At 63.2% G+C, this 14,635-nt stretch carries 11 protein-coding genes; 4 read left to right on the forward strand and 7 right to left on the reverse strand.

The window, feature by feature from the left end:
• Positions 1–195: 195 nt before the first annotated feature.
• The 5 genes from WLQ66_RS16855 to WLQ66_RS16875 all read right to left on the reverse strand — a co-directional run bounded on the left by WLQ66_RS16855 (position 196) and on the right by WLQ66_RS16875 (position 4,320).
• A complete protein-coding gene (locus WLQ66_RS16855) occupies positions 196–723 on the reverse strand; it encodes a GAF domain-containing protein (RefSeq protein ID WP_340547487.1) in 528 nt (175 codons plus the stop codon).
• Between the two features lie 63 nt (positions 724–786).
• Positions 787–1,533, reverse strand: a complete 747-nt coding sequence (locus WLQ66_RS16860) for an ABC transporter ATP-binding protein (protein ID WP_340547488.1) — start codon at positions 1,531–1,533, stop codon at positions 787–789.
• Positions 1,530–2,378 carry an ABC transporter ATP-binding protein gene (locus WLQ66_RS16865; protein ID WP_340547489.1) on the reverse strand — a complete coding sequence of 283 codons (849 nt, stop codon included), beginning with the start codon at positions 2,376–2,378 and terminating at the stop codon, positions 1,530–1,532. The genes WLQ66_RS16860 and WLQ66_RS16865 overlap by 4 nt, the downstream gene beginning before the upstream one ends.
• The gene (locus WLQ66_RS16870) at positions 2,375–3,277 is read right to left on the reverse strand and encodes an ABC transporter permease (protein WP_340547490.1); all 903 of its coding nucleotides are present in this window, start codon (positions 3,275–3,277) and stop codon (positions 2,375–2,377) included. Before WLQ66_RS16870 ends, WLQ66_RS16865 begins: the two co-directional genes overlap by 4 nt.
• Positions 3,277–4,320: an ABC transporter permease gene (locus tag WLQ66_RS16875; protein WP_340547491.1), complete on the reverse strand. Its 1,044-nt coding sequence runs from the start codon at positions 4,318–4,320 to the stop codon at positions 3,277–3,279. Before WLQ66_RS16875 ends, WLQ66_RS16870 begins: the two co-directional genes overlap by 1 nt.
• Before the next feature lie 165 nt (positions 4,321–4,485).
• Here WLQ66_RS16875 and WLQ66_RS16880 point away from each other — a divergent pair, with 165 nt between their 5' ends.
• The 3 genes from WLQ66_RS16880 to WLQ66_RS16890 all read left to right on the forward strand — a co-directional run bounded on the left by WLQ66_RS16880 (position 4,486) and on the right by WLQ66_RS16890 (position 8,014).
• Positions 4,486–5,103 carry a helix-turn-helix domain-containing protein gene (locus tag WLQ66_RS16880; protein WP_374015532.1) on the forward strand — a complete coding sequence of 206 codons (618 nt, stop codon included), beginning with the start codon at positions 4,486–4,488 and terminating at the stop codon, positions 5,101–5,103.
• A gap of 68 nt (positions 5,104–5,171) precedes the next feature.
• On the forward strand, positions 5,172–6,758 hold the full coding sequence (locus WLQ66_RS16885; protein ID WP_340547492.1) for an ABC transporter substrate-binding protein: 1,587 nt from the start codon (positions 5,172–5,174) through the stop codon (positions 6,756–6,758).
• 155 nt (positions 6,759–6,913) lie between these two features.
• Positions 6,914–8,014: a M24 family metallopeptidase gene (locus WLQ66_RS16890; protein ID WP_340547493.1), complete on the forward strand. Its 1,101-nt coding sequence runs from the start codon at positions 6,914–6,916 to the stop codon at positions 8,012–8,014.
• A 51-nt stretch (positions 8,015–8,065) separates the two neighbouring features.
• On the opposite strand, the gene WLQ66_RS16895 is transcribed toward WLQ66_RS16890, so the two are convergent.
• Positions 8,066–8,473 carry a response regulator transcription factor gene (locus WLQ66_RS16895; protein ID WP_340547494.1) on the reverse strand — a complete coding sequence of 136 codons (408 nt, stop codon included), beginning with the start codon at positions 8,471–8,473 and terminating at the stop codon, positions 8,066–8,068.
• A gap of 249 nt (positions 8,474–8,722) precedes the next feature.
• Here WLQ66_RS16895 and WLQ66_RS16900 point away from each other — a divergent pair, with 249 nt between their 5' ends.
• Positions 8,723–11,869, forward strand: coding sequence for a transporter substrate-binding domain-containing protein (locus WLQ66_RS16900; RefSeq protein ID WP_340547495.1), 3,147 nt, complete (start codon positions 8,723–8,725; stop codon positions 11,867–11,869).
• Between the two features lie 162 nt (positions 11,870–12,031).
• On the opposite strand, the gene WLQ66_RS16905 is transcribed toward WLQ66_RS16900, so the two are convergent.
• Positions 12,032–14,536, reverse strand: a complete 2,505-nt coding sequence (locus WLQ66_RS16905) for a heavy metal translocating P-type ATPase (RefSeq protein WP_340547496.1) — start codon at positions 14,534–14,536, stop codon at positions 12,032–12,034.
• Between the last annotated feature and the right edge of the window lie 99 nt (positions 14,537–14,635).

Raw genomic sequence — 14,635 nt, forward strand, 5'->3', positions numbered from 1 at the left:
AGCGATCCCGGGCAGCCCGGCGTCAAGCCCGACGTCCAGCCCGGTGCAGGGAGGCAGATCCGGGCGGGGACCTCTCGGCGCCGCGCGCATCATACCGCCGACAAGAGAGAGTCGGCCGCCGCGCGGCTCTCTGTGTTGTCTATCCATGAGAGCCTGCGGGTCGGCGGGCAGGACCGCCTCGGCCTTCAGCGGCGATCAGAGCTGTCGCGCAATCGACAGCGTTGCCATGGCGGGCAGCGTCAACAGCTCTTTCGCCTGCGCAACCCGCGCCTGCGTGTAGTACCCCGGCTCGTGCAGGATATTGATGGTCGCGGCCAGTTCCCCCTCCAGCAGAACCGGCAGGTTGATCACCGCGCCACAGCCCAGCGCGCCGATCAGCTCGGCGTCGGGAAACACCGCGTCGATCTCTTCCAGCGTATTCGCAACGAAACTGCGGTGCTGACCGTGGACGATATCGAACCAGCTGTTCATCTCGATCGGTTTGGTGCCGGAGGTCGGGTAATTCACACTGTCGTCGGTATAGGTGCGACAGGCCAGCATCGCGCCCATATCCACCGTCATCACTGTGAACAGCTTTGCCCCAACGGTGGCCTTGGTCAGCGCGCAGAGTGCATCGTACGCAGCCTCGGCCGTTGTGGCGGCGGCCAGCGCGTTGGTGAAATGGCGCAGCGCCTCGGCGGAGGCATCGTCTGTTCGGCGGCTGCGCATGTTATCGTCGGGCATCGGGTCTGTCCTTTGGCATGGGGTCGGGTCTGCTGTCCTGATTGATGGTCAGTCCAGCAGCTGTCACACGGTCAGCTCCGCGCCACCGCTGGCGGCATAGAGCGCCTGAGTATAGGGATCGCGAAAGGCGCCGTCATGCAGCGCCTCTGCCGGGGCGATCTCGACAATGCGCCCCTTGTTCATCACCGCCATACGGTCACACATGAAGCTGACAACCGGCAGGTTATGGGTGACCATCAGATAGGTCAGCCCCTGCGCATGGCGCAGCGCCTTCAGCAGGTTCAGGATCTCCGCCTGCACCGAAACATCCAGCGCCGAGGTCGGCTCATCCAGGAGCATCACCTTGGGCTCCAGCATCAGCGCCCGCGCAATCGCGACCCGCTGGCGCTGCCCACCGGACAGTTGATGCGGATAGCGAAAGCGGAACCGCTGGTCGAGGCCGACAGCGGCCAGTATCTCTGCCACGCGGGCGTCGCGCGCGCCGATGCCATGCACCCGCAGGGGCTCCCGGAGCACCCAGTCGACCGGTTTGCGCGGGTGCAATGAGCCGTAGGGATCCTGAAACACCATCTGGCAGCTTCGCGAAAACGCGCGATCAATCCCGTGGCTGCGCGGCTGACCCAGAACCGAGATCTCGCCGGTCCAGTCAGGCGCAAGCCCGGCAATCGCCTTCAGCACGGTGGATTTGCCAGATCCGCTTTCGCCGACCAGCGCAAAGCTCTCCCCCTCGGCCACATCCAGGGTGACGCCCTGCACCACCCTCGTGTCGCCGTAGGAAATATCGAGGTTTCTCAGAGATATCGCTGTCATGTGCCACTCCAGCTTGACCGGTCGAGCACAGGCAGCGTGTCGCGGGTTTCCTTCATCCGGGGCACCGCTGCCAGCAGACCTTGGGTATAGGGGTGGCTGGCCTTGTGCAGATCGGCAGCGGCGCAGCTTTCGACCACGCGGCCTGCATTCATCACCATGATCCGGTCGCAATAGCGCGCCACCAGATTGAGATCATGGCTGATCAGGATCAAGCCCATGCCCTTGTCCCGCACCAGATCGTCAATCAGATCCAGCACCTGCGCCTGTACCGAGACATCCAGCGCCGAGGTCGGTTCATCCGCGATCAGCAGATCCGGGCGCGGGATCAGCATCATCGCGATCATCACCCGCTGCCCCATGCCGCCCGAGACCTGATGCGGATACATCTGCGCCACCAGTTCGGGGTCGTTGATGCGCACCGCCTCCAGCATCTCCAGCACGCGGGCGCGGGTGTCGCGGCGGCTGAGACGTTCGTGGACATCCAGCGCCTCGGCGATCTGTGCGCCGATGGTCATCACCGGATTGAGCGAGAATTTCGGATCCTGCATGATCATTGAAATCCGCGCGCCGCGGATATTGCGCATCTGGCGTTCGCTGAGTGTTTGCAGCTCCTGCCCCTCCAGCGCCAGCCGGTCCGCCGTCATCTGGCCCGGGCGGCGGATCAGCCGCAGGATCGCACGGCCGGTCATGGATTTGCCCGATCCGCTCTCGCCGACGATACCGAGGCGTTCGCGGCCCAATGTGAAGCTCAGCCCCTTGACCACCTCTACCCGCCCCTGGGGTGTCGGGAAGCTGACGCGGAGGTTGTCGACCTCCAGCAGGGGTGTGGACGTGGATTGGCTCATGACTTGCCCCCCTGTTTGGGGTCCAGCACATCGCGCAACCCGTCACCAAGAAAACAGAAGCCGAGGCTGACAACGATGATGGCAATGCCGGGCATGGTCGCCACCCACCATTGGTCCAGAATGAACACCCGCCCGCGCGAGATCATCGCGCCCCATTCCGGCAGCGGCGGCTGCGCGCCCAGACCCAGAAACCCAAGACCCGCTGCCGTCAGGATGATCCCGGCCATATCCAGCGTCACCCGCACGATCATCGAGGAGGTACAGAGCGGCAGCACGTGGTGCAGGATGACCCGGCTGTGCGAGGCCCCCAGCAGGCGCGTCGCGGCGATGAATTCAGCGTTGCGGAAGGTCAGCGTTTCGGCCCGTGCGATGCGGGCATAGGCAGGCCATGCGGTGATCGCGATGGCGATGATCGCGTTTTCGATCCCCGGCCCCAAGGCGGCAACAAAGGCCAGCGCCAGGATCAGCTTGGGCATCGACAGGAAGACGTCCGTTATCCCCATCAGGATCCGGTCGATCCAGCCGCCGAAGTAGCCCGAAATCGCCCCGATGATCAGCCCCAGCGGCGCCGAGATCACCGCCACCAGCGCCACGATCATCAGCGTGATGCGCGCGCCGTAAACCACGCGGGAGAAGATATCGCGCCCCAGCTCATCCGTGCCCATCCAATTGGCCCAGGAGGGCGGCAACAGACGGGAGGACAGGTCCTGCCCCACCGGGCTATGCGGCGCGATCCAGGGCGCCAGCGCGGCTGCAAGAATGAGGATCGTGATGATCAGTGCCCCCAGCACCGCCAGCGGGTTGCGCATCAGCGCAAGGATCATGCGATAGGCGCGCCCTGCGGTGGCCTGGGTCCGTGTGGTGGGGGAGTCGTCCAGCAACCAGTCGCGGCTCAGCATCACAGGCTCCTTGGATCAAGAACCCGGTACAGCACATCCGAGATCTTGTTGATGAAGATGAAGACCGCGCCAATCACCAGCGTCGAGCCAAGCACGGCATTCATATCCGCATTGAGCAGCGCCACGGTGAGGTAATTGCCGATGCCGGGCCAGCTGAACACCGTCTCAATCATCACCGACCCTTCCAGCAGAGCGGCATAGGAGAGGCCGATTACGGTGATCAGCGGCACCCGGATCGGTTTGAACCCATGCACCCAGATCACTTTCCATTCCGGCACGCCTTTGACGCGGGCGGTGGTGATGAACTCCTGACTGAGCTGGTCCAGCATGAAGCTGCGGGTCATACGCGCGATATAGGCGAGGCTGAAAAACCCGAGGATGGCCGCAGGCAGCACCAGATGCGAGAGCGCGTTCCAGAACACCTCGGTGTCGCCGACCAGCAGACTGTCCACTAGCAGCAGGCCGGTGACCGGCTCGATCAGCCCATCATAGAAGATATCGACCCGCCCCGGTCCCGCGACCCAGCCCAGACCCGCATAAAACACCGCCAGACCAACCAGCCCCAGCCAGAAGGCGGGCACCGAATAGCCCAGCAGCGCAAAGACGCGGATGATCTGATCGACCCAGGTGCCCTGTCGGGCGGCGGCCCAGACGCCCATGGGCACGCCCATCATCACACCAATCAGTATGCCCAGCGTGGCCATCTCCAGCGTGGCGGGAAACACCCGCGCGAGGTCGGACACGACGGGCCGGTTGGTGGAGACGGAACGCCCCAGATCGCCCTGAAACACATCGCCCACATAGGATAGGAACTGGATCACCAGCGGCCGGTCCAGCCCCATGGCAACCCGCGCCGCGTCATATTGGTCCTGTGTGGCGCGGTCGCCGACCACGGACAGAACCGGATCAATCGGCACCACACGGCCAATGAAAAACGTGATCGCCAGAAGCCCGAGAAAGGTCAGCGTCGACACGATGGCAAAACCGGCAAGCCCCTGCCCCCAGCGCAGAATTGCGCGCCGTCTCTGTGCTGCTCTGGTCAAGATATCCTGCCCTCCACATGGTCGATCCGCACCGCATCCGATCGGCGGACGGTCGGCGCGACACCATCAGGAATAAATATTATTTTTCTCGATAGCAAAATTTTTTTGCTTCACAATAATTTTTTTCCTAAGCTGCCCGAAGCAAGCCCAAACCGAGAGCCACCGATGACCCCTGCCAGCCCTGCCGCCAAACCCGCCAAGACCCGCAGCAGCACGGGGCCGATGCTGGGCGCGCTGATCCGCAAGCGGCGCAAGCAGATGGGGCTGACGCTTCAGGCGCTTGGTGATACCGCCGGGGTGTCGGTGGGCTATCTGAGCCAGGTGGAGCGCGACAACGCCACCCCGACGCTGGGCACGCTGGCGCAGATTGCCGCTGCGCTGGAGGTGGGGCTGGAGTATTTCATCGCCACGCCCAAGCCGTCGGATGCGCTGACCCGGGCGGCAACGCGCACGCAGTTTTCACTGGCGGGATCGTCACTCACCTATGAGGCGCTCGGCGCGCAGTTTCCGGGTGCGGAGCTGTCCAGCTACATCCTGCATGTCCCGCCCGGATACGTCTCCGAAGAGGTCAGCCACGAGGGCGAAGAGATGCTTTATGTGCTGGAGGGCGAGATCGACCAGTCGCTGGACGGGCAGGTGTTCCGCCTTACCGCCGGCGACAGCCTGCATTACAGCGGCCTTACCTCACATTCCTGGAGCAATCCGACCGAACAGCCCGCGCGGCTGTTGTGGACCGGCACGCTCAGCGTTTTGCACAGCAAGAATACCCCCAACCTGCCGTGACCGGGATCGCTCCCCAGTGGGCAGAGCCGATGCGGCAGACAACAAGACATCAAAACAGGGAGACTGACATGAACCTCGTGAAATCCGCCTTGCTGGCCAGCGTGATGGCCCTGCCCCTGGCGAGCGGCGCTGTTGCAGATACGCCCGCCAATGCGCTGATCGTGGCGCAGAACATCGACGATATCGTCGCCATTGACCCCGCACAGGCCTATGAGTTCACCTCGGGCGAGCTGGTGACCAACCTCTACGACCGGCTGGTGCAATATGACGCCGAGGATCCCACCGTTCTGGCGCCGGGCCTTGCCAGCGCCTGGGACATCGACGCGGCAGCCAAGACCATCCGCTTTTCTCTGCGCGATGATGCGGTGTTCCACTCGGGCAATCCGGTGCGCAGCGAGGACGTGGTGTTCTCGCTTGCCCGGGTGATCAAGCTGAACCTGACCCCCGCCTTTATTCTGGCGCAGCTGGGCTGGACGGCGGAGAATGTCGATCAGATGGTCACCGCAGATGGCAATAGCATCACCATCAAATACGAAGGCGATTTCTCACCCGCCTTTGTCATGAACGTACTGGCCGCCCGCCCCGCCTCGGTGGTGGACAAAGAGGTGGTGATGGCCAATGCCGTGGACGGCGACATGGGCAATGGCTGGCTGAATGAAAACGCCGCAGGCTCCGGCCCGTTCAAGCTGCAGGGCTACCGCCCGGCGCAGATGGTGCGGCTGGCGGCAAACCCCGCCTATTTCAAAGGCGCGCCGAAGATGGAGAGCGTCATCATCCGCCATGTGGCCGAGGCGGCGACGCAGGAACTGCTGCTGGAATCCGGCGATATCGACATGGCCCGCAACCTGACGCCCGATCAGATCCGCGGCTTTGACAGCGACGCCATCAAGGTGGAGACCTACCCGCAGGCCGCGGTGCATTTCCTGTCCTTCAACCAGAAAACCGACAGTCTGACCGATCCGGCTGTCTGGGAGGCCGCGCGCTATCTGGTGGATTACAAGGGGATGACCGATACCATCATCAACGGCCAGATGGAGATCCATCAGGCGTTCTGGCCCAAGGGCTTTCCCGGCTCCTACGATGAGACCCCGTTCGGCTATGACCCGGAGCGGGCCAAGTCCATCCTCAGCGACGCGGGGATCAAATCCCCGATCACCGTCTCGCTGGATGTGATCAACGCAGCCCCCTTTACCGATATGGCGCAGTCCCTACAGGCCAGCTTTGCCGACGCGGGGATCAACTTTGAAATCCTCCCCGGCACCGGCAGCCAGGTGATCACCAAATATCGCGAGCGCAGCCATGAGGCGATGCTGCTCTACTGGGGCCCGGATTTCATGGACCCGCATTCCAACGCCAAGGCCTTTGCCTATAATTCCGACAACTCGGACGACAGCTATGCGGCGACCACCACCTGGCGCAACGCCTGGGCTGTGCCGGAGGAGATGAACGCCAAGACCAAGGCTGCCCTCACCGAGGCAGATCCTGAAAAACGGCTGGAGATGTACCGCGAATTGCAGGCCGAGGTACAGCAAAGCTCCCCCATCGTGATCATGTTCCAGGCGGCCTATCAGGTGGCGATGGACGCGGATGTCTCCGGCTATGTGAACGGTGCGACCTCTGATTTTGTTTTCTACCGTCTGGTGGAAAAGAACTGATCCAGGCGCCCCCTGGTGCCTAGGCCTGTCCCCTGCCTGACGGGGGCAGGCCGCTCGGGGCCGGTGCTGACATGAGCCGGCCCCCTTTTTCCAATGTCGACCGCAATCAAGACGCCCCGCCCCTCACAACCGGGCGCGCGGCAGGAGCCAGATAGATGACAACGCCCCCCTATGCAGACCGGCTGAACCGGCTGCGTCACCGCATGACAGAAACCGCCACCGATCTGGTGGTGCTAGGCCCCTCCAGCCATATGATGTGGCTGTCGGGTGTGAACCCCCATGGCGACGAACGCCCGGTGATGCTGATGGTCAGCCAGAGCCATGCGGGATTTCTGATGCCGGCGCTTAATGCTGATGCCGCGCGCACGGCAACCGACCTGCCATTTCGCTGCTGGTCGGATGACGAAGGCCCGGATGCGGCCCTTGCCACGCTGCTGAGCGACTGCGATGCCACAGCTGGCGGCCTGTCGGTGGTGCTGGATGAAACCATGCGCGCCGATTTTGCCCTGCGGGTTTTGGATGCGATGGACGCGCCCAGCCGCCGCTTTACCGATGATACAGTTGGCCTGCTGCGCGCGATGAAGGACGCCGCAGAATATGACGCGTTGAAGGCCGCGCATCTGTTGAATGATGCCGCCGTGACCGAAGCGTTCTCCCGTCTCGAAGAAGGCATGAGCGAGCTGGATGTGCAGGCCATCCTGCATGAATATTACAAGGCCCATGGCGCCAGCGCGGAATTCACTATCGTCGGCTTTGGCGCCAATGGCGCCTTCCCGCATCACCACACCGGGGACACAAGGCTGAGCCGCGATATGGCTGTGCTGATCGACACGGGATGCCGTCTGAATGGCTACCCCTCTGACATGACCCGCTGCGGCTGGTTCGGCACACCGGAAACGGAATATGAGCAGGTGTTCGAAGTGGTCGAGGCCGCGGTAAAGGCAGCTGTTCAGGCGGCAAAACCCGGCGTTCGCGCCAGTGAGGTCGACCGTGCCGCCCGCGATACCATTGCCGCCGCCGGCTATGGGGCGCAATTCCTGCATCGCACCGGCCACGGGCTGGGCATCGACGTGCATGAACCGCCCTATATCACCGCGACATCGGAGGTTGAGCTGCGCGCAGGCAATGTGTTCTCGATCGAACCGGGGATTTACCTAAAGGACCGTTTTGGCGTGCGTCTGGAGGAGATCGTGATCCTGCGCGAAGATGGCGCCGAGATCCTGTCAGAGATGCCCCGCAGCATGCAGCGGCGCTGACTGATCAGGCTCCGAAAAAACGGTCGGCGCCCCGGTTTCTGGTGGCGCCGATCAGACTTCGCTCTCCAGCAGCTCGTCGATCAGGGACAGCAGTTCGATTGGTTCAAAGGGTTTGGTCAGCGAAGCCGTGGCCCCAAGATCACGTGACGTGACCAACAGATTCTCCAGCCCCGGGGCTTTGGTTGCACCGGACATTGAGATAACCGGCGGGATCTTGTGGCCCTCTCGGGCACGCCCCTGCAGGAAGGCAAGCAGGATCACGCCGCCATCCGGCACCGCACGGTTGTTTTTCTTTACGATCAGATCGGCGATTACCAGATCGAAGTCATATTCATCGTATTGAGCAATGGCCTGAGTTGCGTCCGCGCAGAAGATCGGGAAATGCCCGGCCCGCTCCAGCGAGACCTGCAACAGGTCGGCAAAAACCTCGTCGTCTTCGAGAACCAGAAGATTTGCCATCGCATTCCCTTTTCAAACGGACCAGTACCACATAACTGCGCCGAAACGCCGACCGGATTGCTGATGTTTCCCGTGCCGCATCAGTTTTAACGGCCAGCCCGGGATTGATCAATTGTGTTGGCTGCGACAATTCGTTTTGATTGCAACTGTTGGTCGGTTTGATCCGACATTGCGCCCGGACAGGCGGTAGCCTGACGGCATCGGACCGGCGATATCAGGCGGGCAGAGGCAAGGCGGAGCGTTCGAGACATGATCAGACAGGTTTGGCGCGGCGTGGCCTTGCTGGCGGTTCTTGCCATAGCCCCGCCCGTGTGGTCGCAGCAGGCCCCGGAGCCGTTCCGGATCGGTGTGCTGCCGATCCCGCCTTTCGCGCAGCTGGATCCTGATGCGCAGGCAAACGGGTTCCTGGTTGAGCTCGCCGAGGAGATCGCGGGCGAACTCGGCACCGGCATCACGCTGGTTCCGCTGTCCACCAGCCGCGAGTTCGTCGAGTCACAGGCCACCGGGCGAACCGATATGATCGCGGGCATTGCACAGCTGCCCGCACTGCGTGACACCAATGTGTTTTCCCGCAGCATTTCGCGTGAAACCCTGCGCCCGATGGTCCGTATCGCACAGGCGCAATCCCTCTCGACCACCTCGCTCAGCGGCAGGCGGGTGGGCATCGTGCCCCCGGCTGTCGGATCGGAGCAGCAGGCCTTTCTCGCGCGCAACACGGCCGTGGAGTTCGAGTCACCCGAGGCCGCAATCATGGCGCTGCTGTCAGAGCGGGTTGACGCCGTGCTGATCCCGGAGCCCGTCGCTTTCAACATCGCGAAACTGGCGTCCGTTGATGGCCGGGTCAGCTTCCTGAATCCGCCCTTGCGGCAGTTCGAGAGGTTCATCGCCCTGCATCAAAGCCGTGCCGACCTGCTGCCTGACATCGAAGCCGCGCTGGACCGGATCGAAGGCGACCGTCGACTAGATAATCTGCTGCGCAAGTATTTTCTGGACATTCCACTGCCCGCCCCCGAGGTGCTTCGCGTCGGCGTGCGCCACGCGCCGCCCTATCAGGTGATCGAACCGGATGGCAGCTTTTCGGGTTTTGGCATCGAGACCCTACGCGATCTGGCAGGGCGCACCGGGCTGAAACTGGCATTCCACAGCATCAGCGACGACGACTGGCGGCGTGGGCCGCAGTCGGACACCTACGATATCCTGCCCGCCGCCAGCATCACGACCGAACGTTCTGCAAGGATGGATTTTGCCCATCCCATCCTGGCCACGGATCAATCCGTATTTACCCGTCCGGCGGATGCCGCAGAGCTGAGGCGGCCCGAGGATTTGCAAGGGCGCCGCATCGGCCTGCGCTCAGACAACGCAGCCGCGATCGCGCTGGCAACCGCCAATGGCTGGACCATCGTTGCGATGGCAGAGGCCAGGGACCTGCTGGCGGCGTTGCAGGATCGGCGGATCGACGCGGTGATCTATCAATCTGACACCCTGCCCCTGGCGGCGGCGCGATGGGGCGATCCTGAGAGCATAACCGAGGCGCTCCCCGCGCTGCTGACCACGGAACGCGCTGCCGCGCTGCGCTTTGGTCTGGGCGAAATCCGCGACAAGCTGGATCTGGCCCTGCCGCAATATCTGGTGTCCGCCGATTACGCCGAGCTGCGCCGCCAGTATTTTGAACCGGCAGTGTTCTGGACCTCGGACCGGCTTGCGCTGCTGGGCTATGGCCTTGTGGGCGGTGTTCTGGGCCTGCTGGGTATTCTTGGCACCGGCCAATTGCGCGCCCGACGCCGTACCGCCGCTGAAAAGGCCAGACAAGCCGCCGAGGTGGCCGAGATCCGCGACGAGCTGGAAACCGTGCTGAATGCCGCCACCAGCGGTATAGTCGCACTGGATCGCGACGGCCAGATCATTCGCATCAACCGCCGCGCCCGTCGCATGTTGGGGGGTGTCTCGCAACCGGTGCCATTCGCCTGGCCGCAGGATATCTATTTTCTCGACAGTGAAAGCAACACCCCGCTTGAAGACAGCGCCGACCCGATCCGCCGCGCCCGCTCAGGCCATGTGTTGACCGGCGAAACCCATCTGCTGCGCCGCCACGCCGACAGCGAGGACTATCGCTATGTCCGCGTCACAAGCGCCGTTCTGGACAATGAGGAACACGGTATCTCGCTGGTTCTGGTGATCGACGATATTTCCCGCGAAGAACGCAACCGACTGGCAAGCGAACGCAAGAATCGGCTGGATGCCCTCGGCCAGCTCACCGGCGGGATCGCCCATGATTTCAACAATCTGCTGGCCTCCATGCTCTACGCCGTGGAACTGGCGCGCAACTCCGAGACGCCGGACAGCAGGGCGCGGTTTCTCAACGTTGCAGCTGGCGCAATCGACAAGGGCCGCGCGCTCACAGCTCGGCTGCTGGCTTTTGCCAAACGTCAGCCGGGGCTTGCCATGGCCAAACCTGTCGATGAGGTTTTTGCAGATTTCGAGGAGCTGATCGGCTCCATGATCGAGGAACGGATCCAGCTCGCCTGCGATCCGGTTGACCCCGGATTGCGGGTCTATTGTGATCCGGCCCAGCTGGAAACGGCACTGATGAATCTGGTGCTGAACAGCCGGGATGCGATACTGCACAGCGGTCGCGGTGACAGGATCACCCTGACGGCCCGCGCGGTGCTCTCGACCGACGACGACCTAGACGCAGACCAGCGCGATCATGACAACAGCGCCGCACCCGGCTCAGAACCCGGCATCTATCGCTACGTGGAACTGTCGGTCACCGACAATGGCCCCGGCATGGACGAGGCAACGGTTGCCCGCTGCACCGACCCGTTCTTCACCACTAAAGGCAGCGTTGCGGGTACCGGGCTGGGCCTGTCGATGGTCTACGGCTTTGCCCGCAATGCCAATGGTGATCTCAGGATCTATTCCGAACCCGGCATCGGCACCACCGTGCAAATGATCCTGCCGCGCGGGACCGAACAGGGCGAGCGTGAAGCGCCCGTCAGCGACGGGGCGGCGATCCGCGGCAATGGCGAGACCATTCTTCTGGCGGAGGACGAACCCGAGCTGCTGTCGATGATGAGCGGCGTGCTGGAGGAGCTTGGCTATCAGGTGCTTGCGACGTCATCGGCGCAGCAGGCGCTGGATCTAGCAGGGCGTGAGGCGTCTATTGATCTGCTGCTGACCGATGTGGTGATGCCGGGCTCCATCAGTGGTTTTGAACTGGCCCGCTGCATCCGCGCCCTGCGACCGGGCGTCCCGGTTGTCTACACGTCGGGCTACATCGGTTTCACCGCCGCCGAGATGGGCCCGGTTGAGGCCCCGCTCCTGCAGAAACCTTCGCACCCGCACGATCTGGCAGCCACCGTGGCAGCCGCACTGGGGCGGGGCGCCACCGCCTGAGTGCCCGCGCCAGCTAAGCACCACCCGGCGCTCGATCCCGACACGCATAGGTCTGTCATAAGCTGAGGCAGGCAACCACCGCTGCCTGCCTCATTGGATCGCAGTTGATCTACATTTGCCGCGCCTGATCTGGCCGCTCATGCCCGTGGCGTTGAGCTGGCGCTAGGCCCGGGCGGCGACAGCGCCCGGTTCCGGCCGCGCGGCGGCTTCTGAGGGGGCCATCGACGGGCGCACCCATCTGAGCCGCAGCGCGTTGGTCAGGACAAAAACGCTCGACAAGGCCATCGCCCCGGCGGCCAGCACCGGCGACAGAAGCGGTCCACCGAACGGGTAGAGCACCCCCGCTGCAACCGGGATCAGCAGGGTGTTATAGCCAAACGCCCAGAACAGGTTCTGACGAATATTCTTCATGGTCCGCTGCGACAGGTTGAACGCATTCACGACCCCGGTCAGATCGCCCGACATCAGGACAACATCGGCAGCTTCGATGGCGACATCGGTGCCAGTGCCAATGGCGATGCCAACATCGGCGGCAGCCAGGGCGGGCGCGTCGTTTATCCCATCGCCGACAAAGGCCAGTTTGCCGCTCCCCATGCGCAGATCGTCCAGCGCCGCAACCTTGCCCTCGGGCAGAACCTCGGCCACCACATGATCAATCCCGAGATCCGCAGCGATCGCTTTTGCGGTGACCTCATTGTCGCCGGTGATCATCGCCACCTTCAGCCCAAGCCGGTGAAGCTTCGCGATGGCCTGCGGGGTGGTGGGCTTTACTGGGTCGGCCACTGCGATCACGGCGGCAATCTTGCCGTCGATGGCGGCAAAGAGCGGTGTTTTCCCCTTGCCCGCCAGCGCCCTGCCCTGCTCGGCGAGGGCGCCAAGTTCCACGCCGTCCCGGACCATCAGCCTGTCGGCACCAACAAGCACCTGATGCCCGTCAACCTCCGCCCTCACCCCATAGCCGGTGATGGACTGAAAGGATGTCGTTGCAGGTATCTGAAGCCCGCGCGACTGGGCGGCTTGCACGATGGCCTCGGCGATCGGGTGTTCGGAGTGCTGCTCCACTGCGGCAACCAGCGCCAGCACATCGGTTTCCTGTCGGCCCTCCGCCAGTCTCAGATCCGTAAGCGCCGGTTTCCCCGCTGTCAGCGTGCCGGTCTTGTCCAGCGCCACAACGGTGGTTTCCTGCAGCATTTGCAGCGCATCGCCCTTGCGGAACAGGACACCCAGTTCTGCGGCGCGCCCGGTGCCAACCATGATCGAGGTTGGCGTGGCCAGCCCCATCGCGCAGGGGCAGGCGATGATCAGCACCGCAACACCCGCAACCAGAGCCAGGCTCAACGCCGGATCCGGCCCGAACAGGAACCAGATCGCAACCGTCAGCGCCGCAACCGCGATGACAGCAGGGACGAACCAATGTGTGATCCGATCCACAAGTCCCTGAATAGGCAATTTCGCACCCTGCGCCTGTTCCACCATGCGGATGATCTGGGCCAGCATGGTGTCGCTGCCGACCTTCTCGGCCCGGAACGTCAGCGCACCTGTGCCATTGACGGTCGCACCGACGACCTGCGCGCCCTCGGTCTTTTCAACCGGGACCGGTTCGCCGGTGATCATGCTTTCGTCGACATAGGAGGCCCCGCTGAGCACAACCCCGTCCACGGCGATCTTTTCCCCGGGGCGCACATGCACGGTATCGCCCGCCACGATGTCGTCGATTGGCCGTTCCACGACCCTGCCGTCACGTTCAACCCGCGCGGTTTTTGCCTGCAATCCCACAAGTTTGCGGATCGCTTCCCCGGTCCGGCCCTTGGCCCGTGCCTCCAGCAGACGACCCAGCAGGATGAGGACAACGATAACCGCCGCCGCCTCGTAATAAACATTGGCGGTGCCCGTCGGCAGGACATCGGGCGCAAATGTGGACACCAGAGAAAACCCGAAAGCGGCCGAGGTTCCCAGCGCAACAAGCGAGTTCATATCCGGTGCCCCCTTGAACAGCGCCGGGAAGCCTTTGGTATAGAACTGCAGGCCCGGTCCGATCAGCACAATCAGGGTCAATGCAAACTGGAGGTAATAGCTGGTCTGCAACCCGATGGCAGAGGAGATCAGGTGGTGCATCCCCGGAATGACATGGCTGCCCATTTCTATGATGAACACCGGCAGGGCAAGCGCCGCGGCCAACAGGGTGCGTCGTGCCAGACTGCGGATTTCCTCCGCTTTCCGGTCCTGCTGGTCAGACATCTCCGCCGATTTCACCTGCGCCGGGTAGCCCGCCTCGGTGGCGAGGGCTGCAATTTCTGCCGGGGTGATCGCCGCCGCCGCATAGCGGATCGTGGCCGTCTCTGCCGCCAGATTGACGGATGCGGTCAGCACACCATCACCGCTCTGTAATGCCCGCTCCACACGACCGACGCAGGACGCGCAGGACATATCCGCAATCTCCAGCGTGACTTCCTCGGTTACGGCGGGATAGCCTGCCCCCTCCAGAACATCGGCCAGATCCGCAGCCGTGACTTTTGCATCATGGCTGACGCGGGCGCTTTCGCTCGCCAGATTGACCGTCGCCTCCGACACACCGGGGACGGCCGCCAGCGCACGCTCAACGCGGCCCACGCAGGAGGCGCAGTTCATGCCCGTAATTTGAAATCGGGTAGTAAGATTTTCCGTCATGACAACACCAATAAACTCTATGTTGCTGCTGATGTAGGGTCTCCAGCGACTGGAAGGTCAATACCAGAGTTGCAGTTTTTCGCCCTCACCGGCAATACG

It is taken from the genome of Phaeobacter sp. A36a-5a (genome assembly GCF_037911135.1).
GTDB classification, from domain to species: domain Bacteria; phylum Pseudomonadota; class Alphaproteobacteria; order Rhodobacterales; family Rhodobacteraceae; genus Phaeobacter; species Phaeobacter bryozoorum.

What these genes read in the sequence shown, in the direction of transcription:
- WLQ66_RS16855 (WP_340547487.1), bottom strand. Translation starts at nt 723, where the DNA reads ATGCCCGACGATAACATGCGCAGCCGCCGAACAGACGATGCCTCCGCC.
- WLQ66_RS16860 (WP_340547488.1), bottom strand. Translation starts at nt 1,533, where the DNA reads ATGACAGCGATATCTCTGAGAAACCTCGATATTTCCTACGGCGACACG.
- WLQ66_RS16865 (WP_340547489.1), bottom strand. Translation starts at nt 2,378, where the DNA reads ATGAGCCAATCCACGTCCACACCCCTGCTGGAGGTCGACAACCTCCGC.
- WLQ66_RS16870 (WP_340547490.1), bottom strand. Translation starts at nt 3,277, where the DNA reads ATGCTGAGCCGCGACTGGTTGCTGGACGACTCCCCCACCACACGGACC.
- WLQ66_RS16880 (WP_374015532.1), top strand. Translation starts at nt 4,486, where the DNA reads ATGACCCCTGCCAGCCCTGCCGCCAAACCCGCCAAGACCCGCAGCAGC.
- WLQ66_RS16885 (WP_340547492.1), top strand. Translation starts at nt 5,172, where the DNA reads ATGAACCTCGTGAAATCCGCCTTGCTGGCCAGCGTGATGGCCCTGCCC.
- WLQ66_RS16890 (WP_340547493.1), top strand. Translation starts at nt 6,914, where the DNA reads ATGACAACGCCCCCCTATGCAGACCGGCTGAACCGGCTGCGTCACCGC.
- WLQ66_RS16895 (WP_340547494.1), bottom strand. Translation starts at nt 8,473, where the DNA reads ATGGCAAATCTTCTGGTTCTCGAAGACGACGAGGTTTTTGCCGACCTG.
- WLQ66_RS16900 (WP_340547495.1), top strand. Translation starts at nt 8,723, where the DNA reads ATGATCAGACAGGTTTGGCGCGGCGTGGCCTTGCTGGCGGTTCTTGCC.
- WLQ66_RS16905 (WP_340547496.1), bottom strand. Translation starts at nt 14,536, where the DNA reads ATGACGGAAAATCTTACTACCCGATTTCAAATTACGGGCATGAACTGC.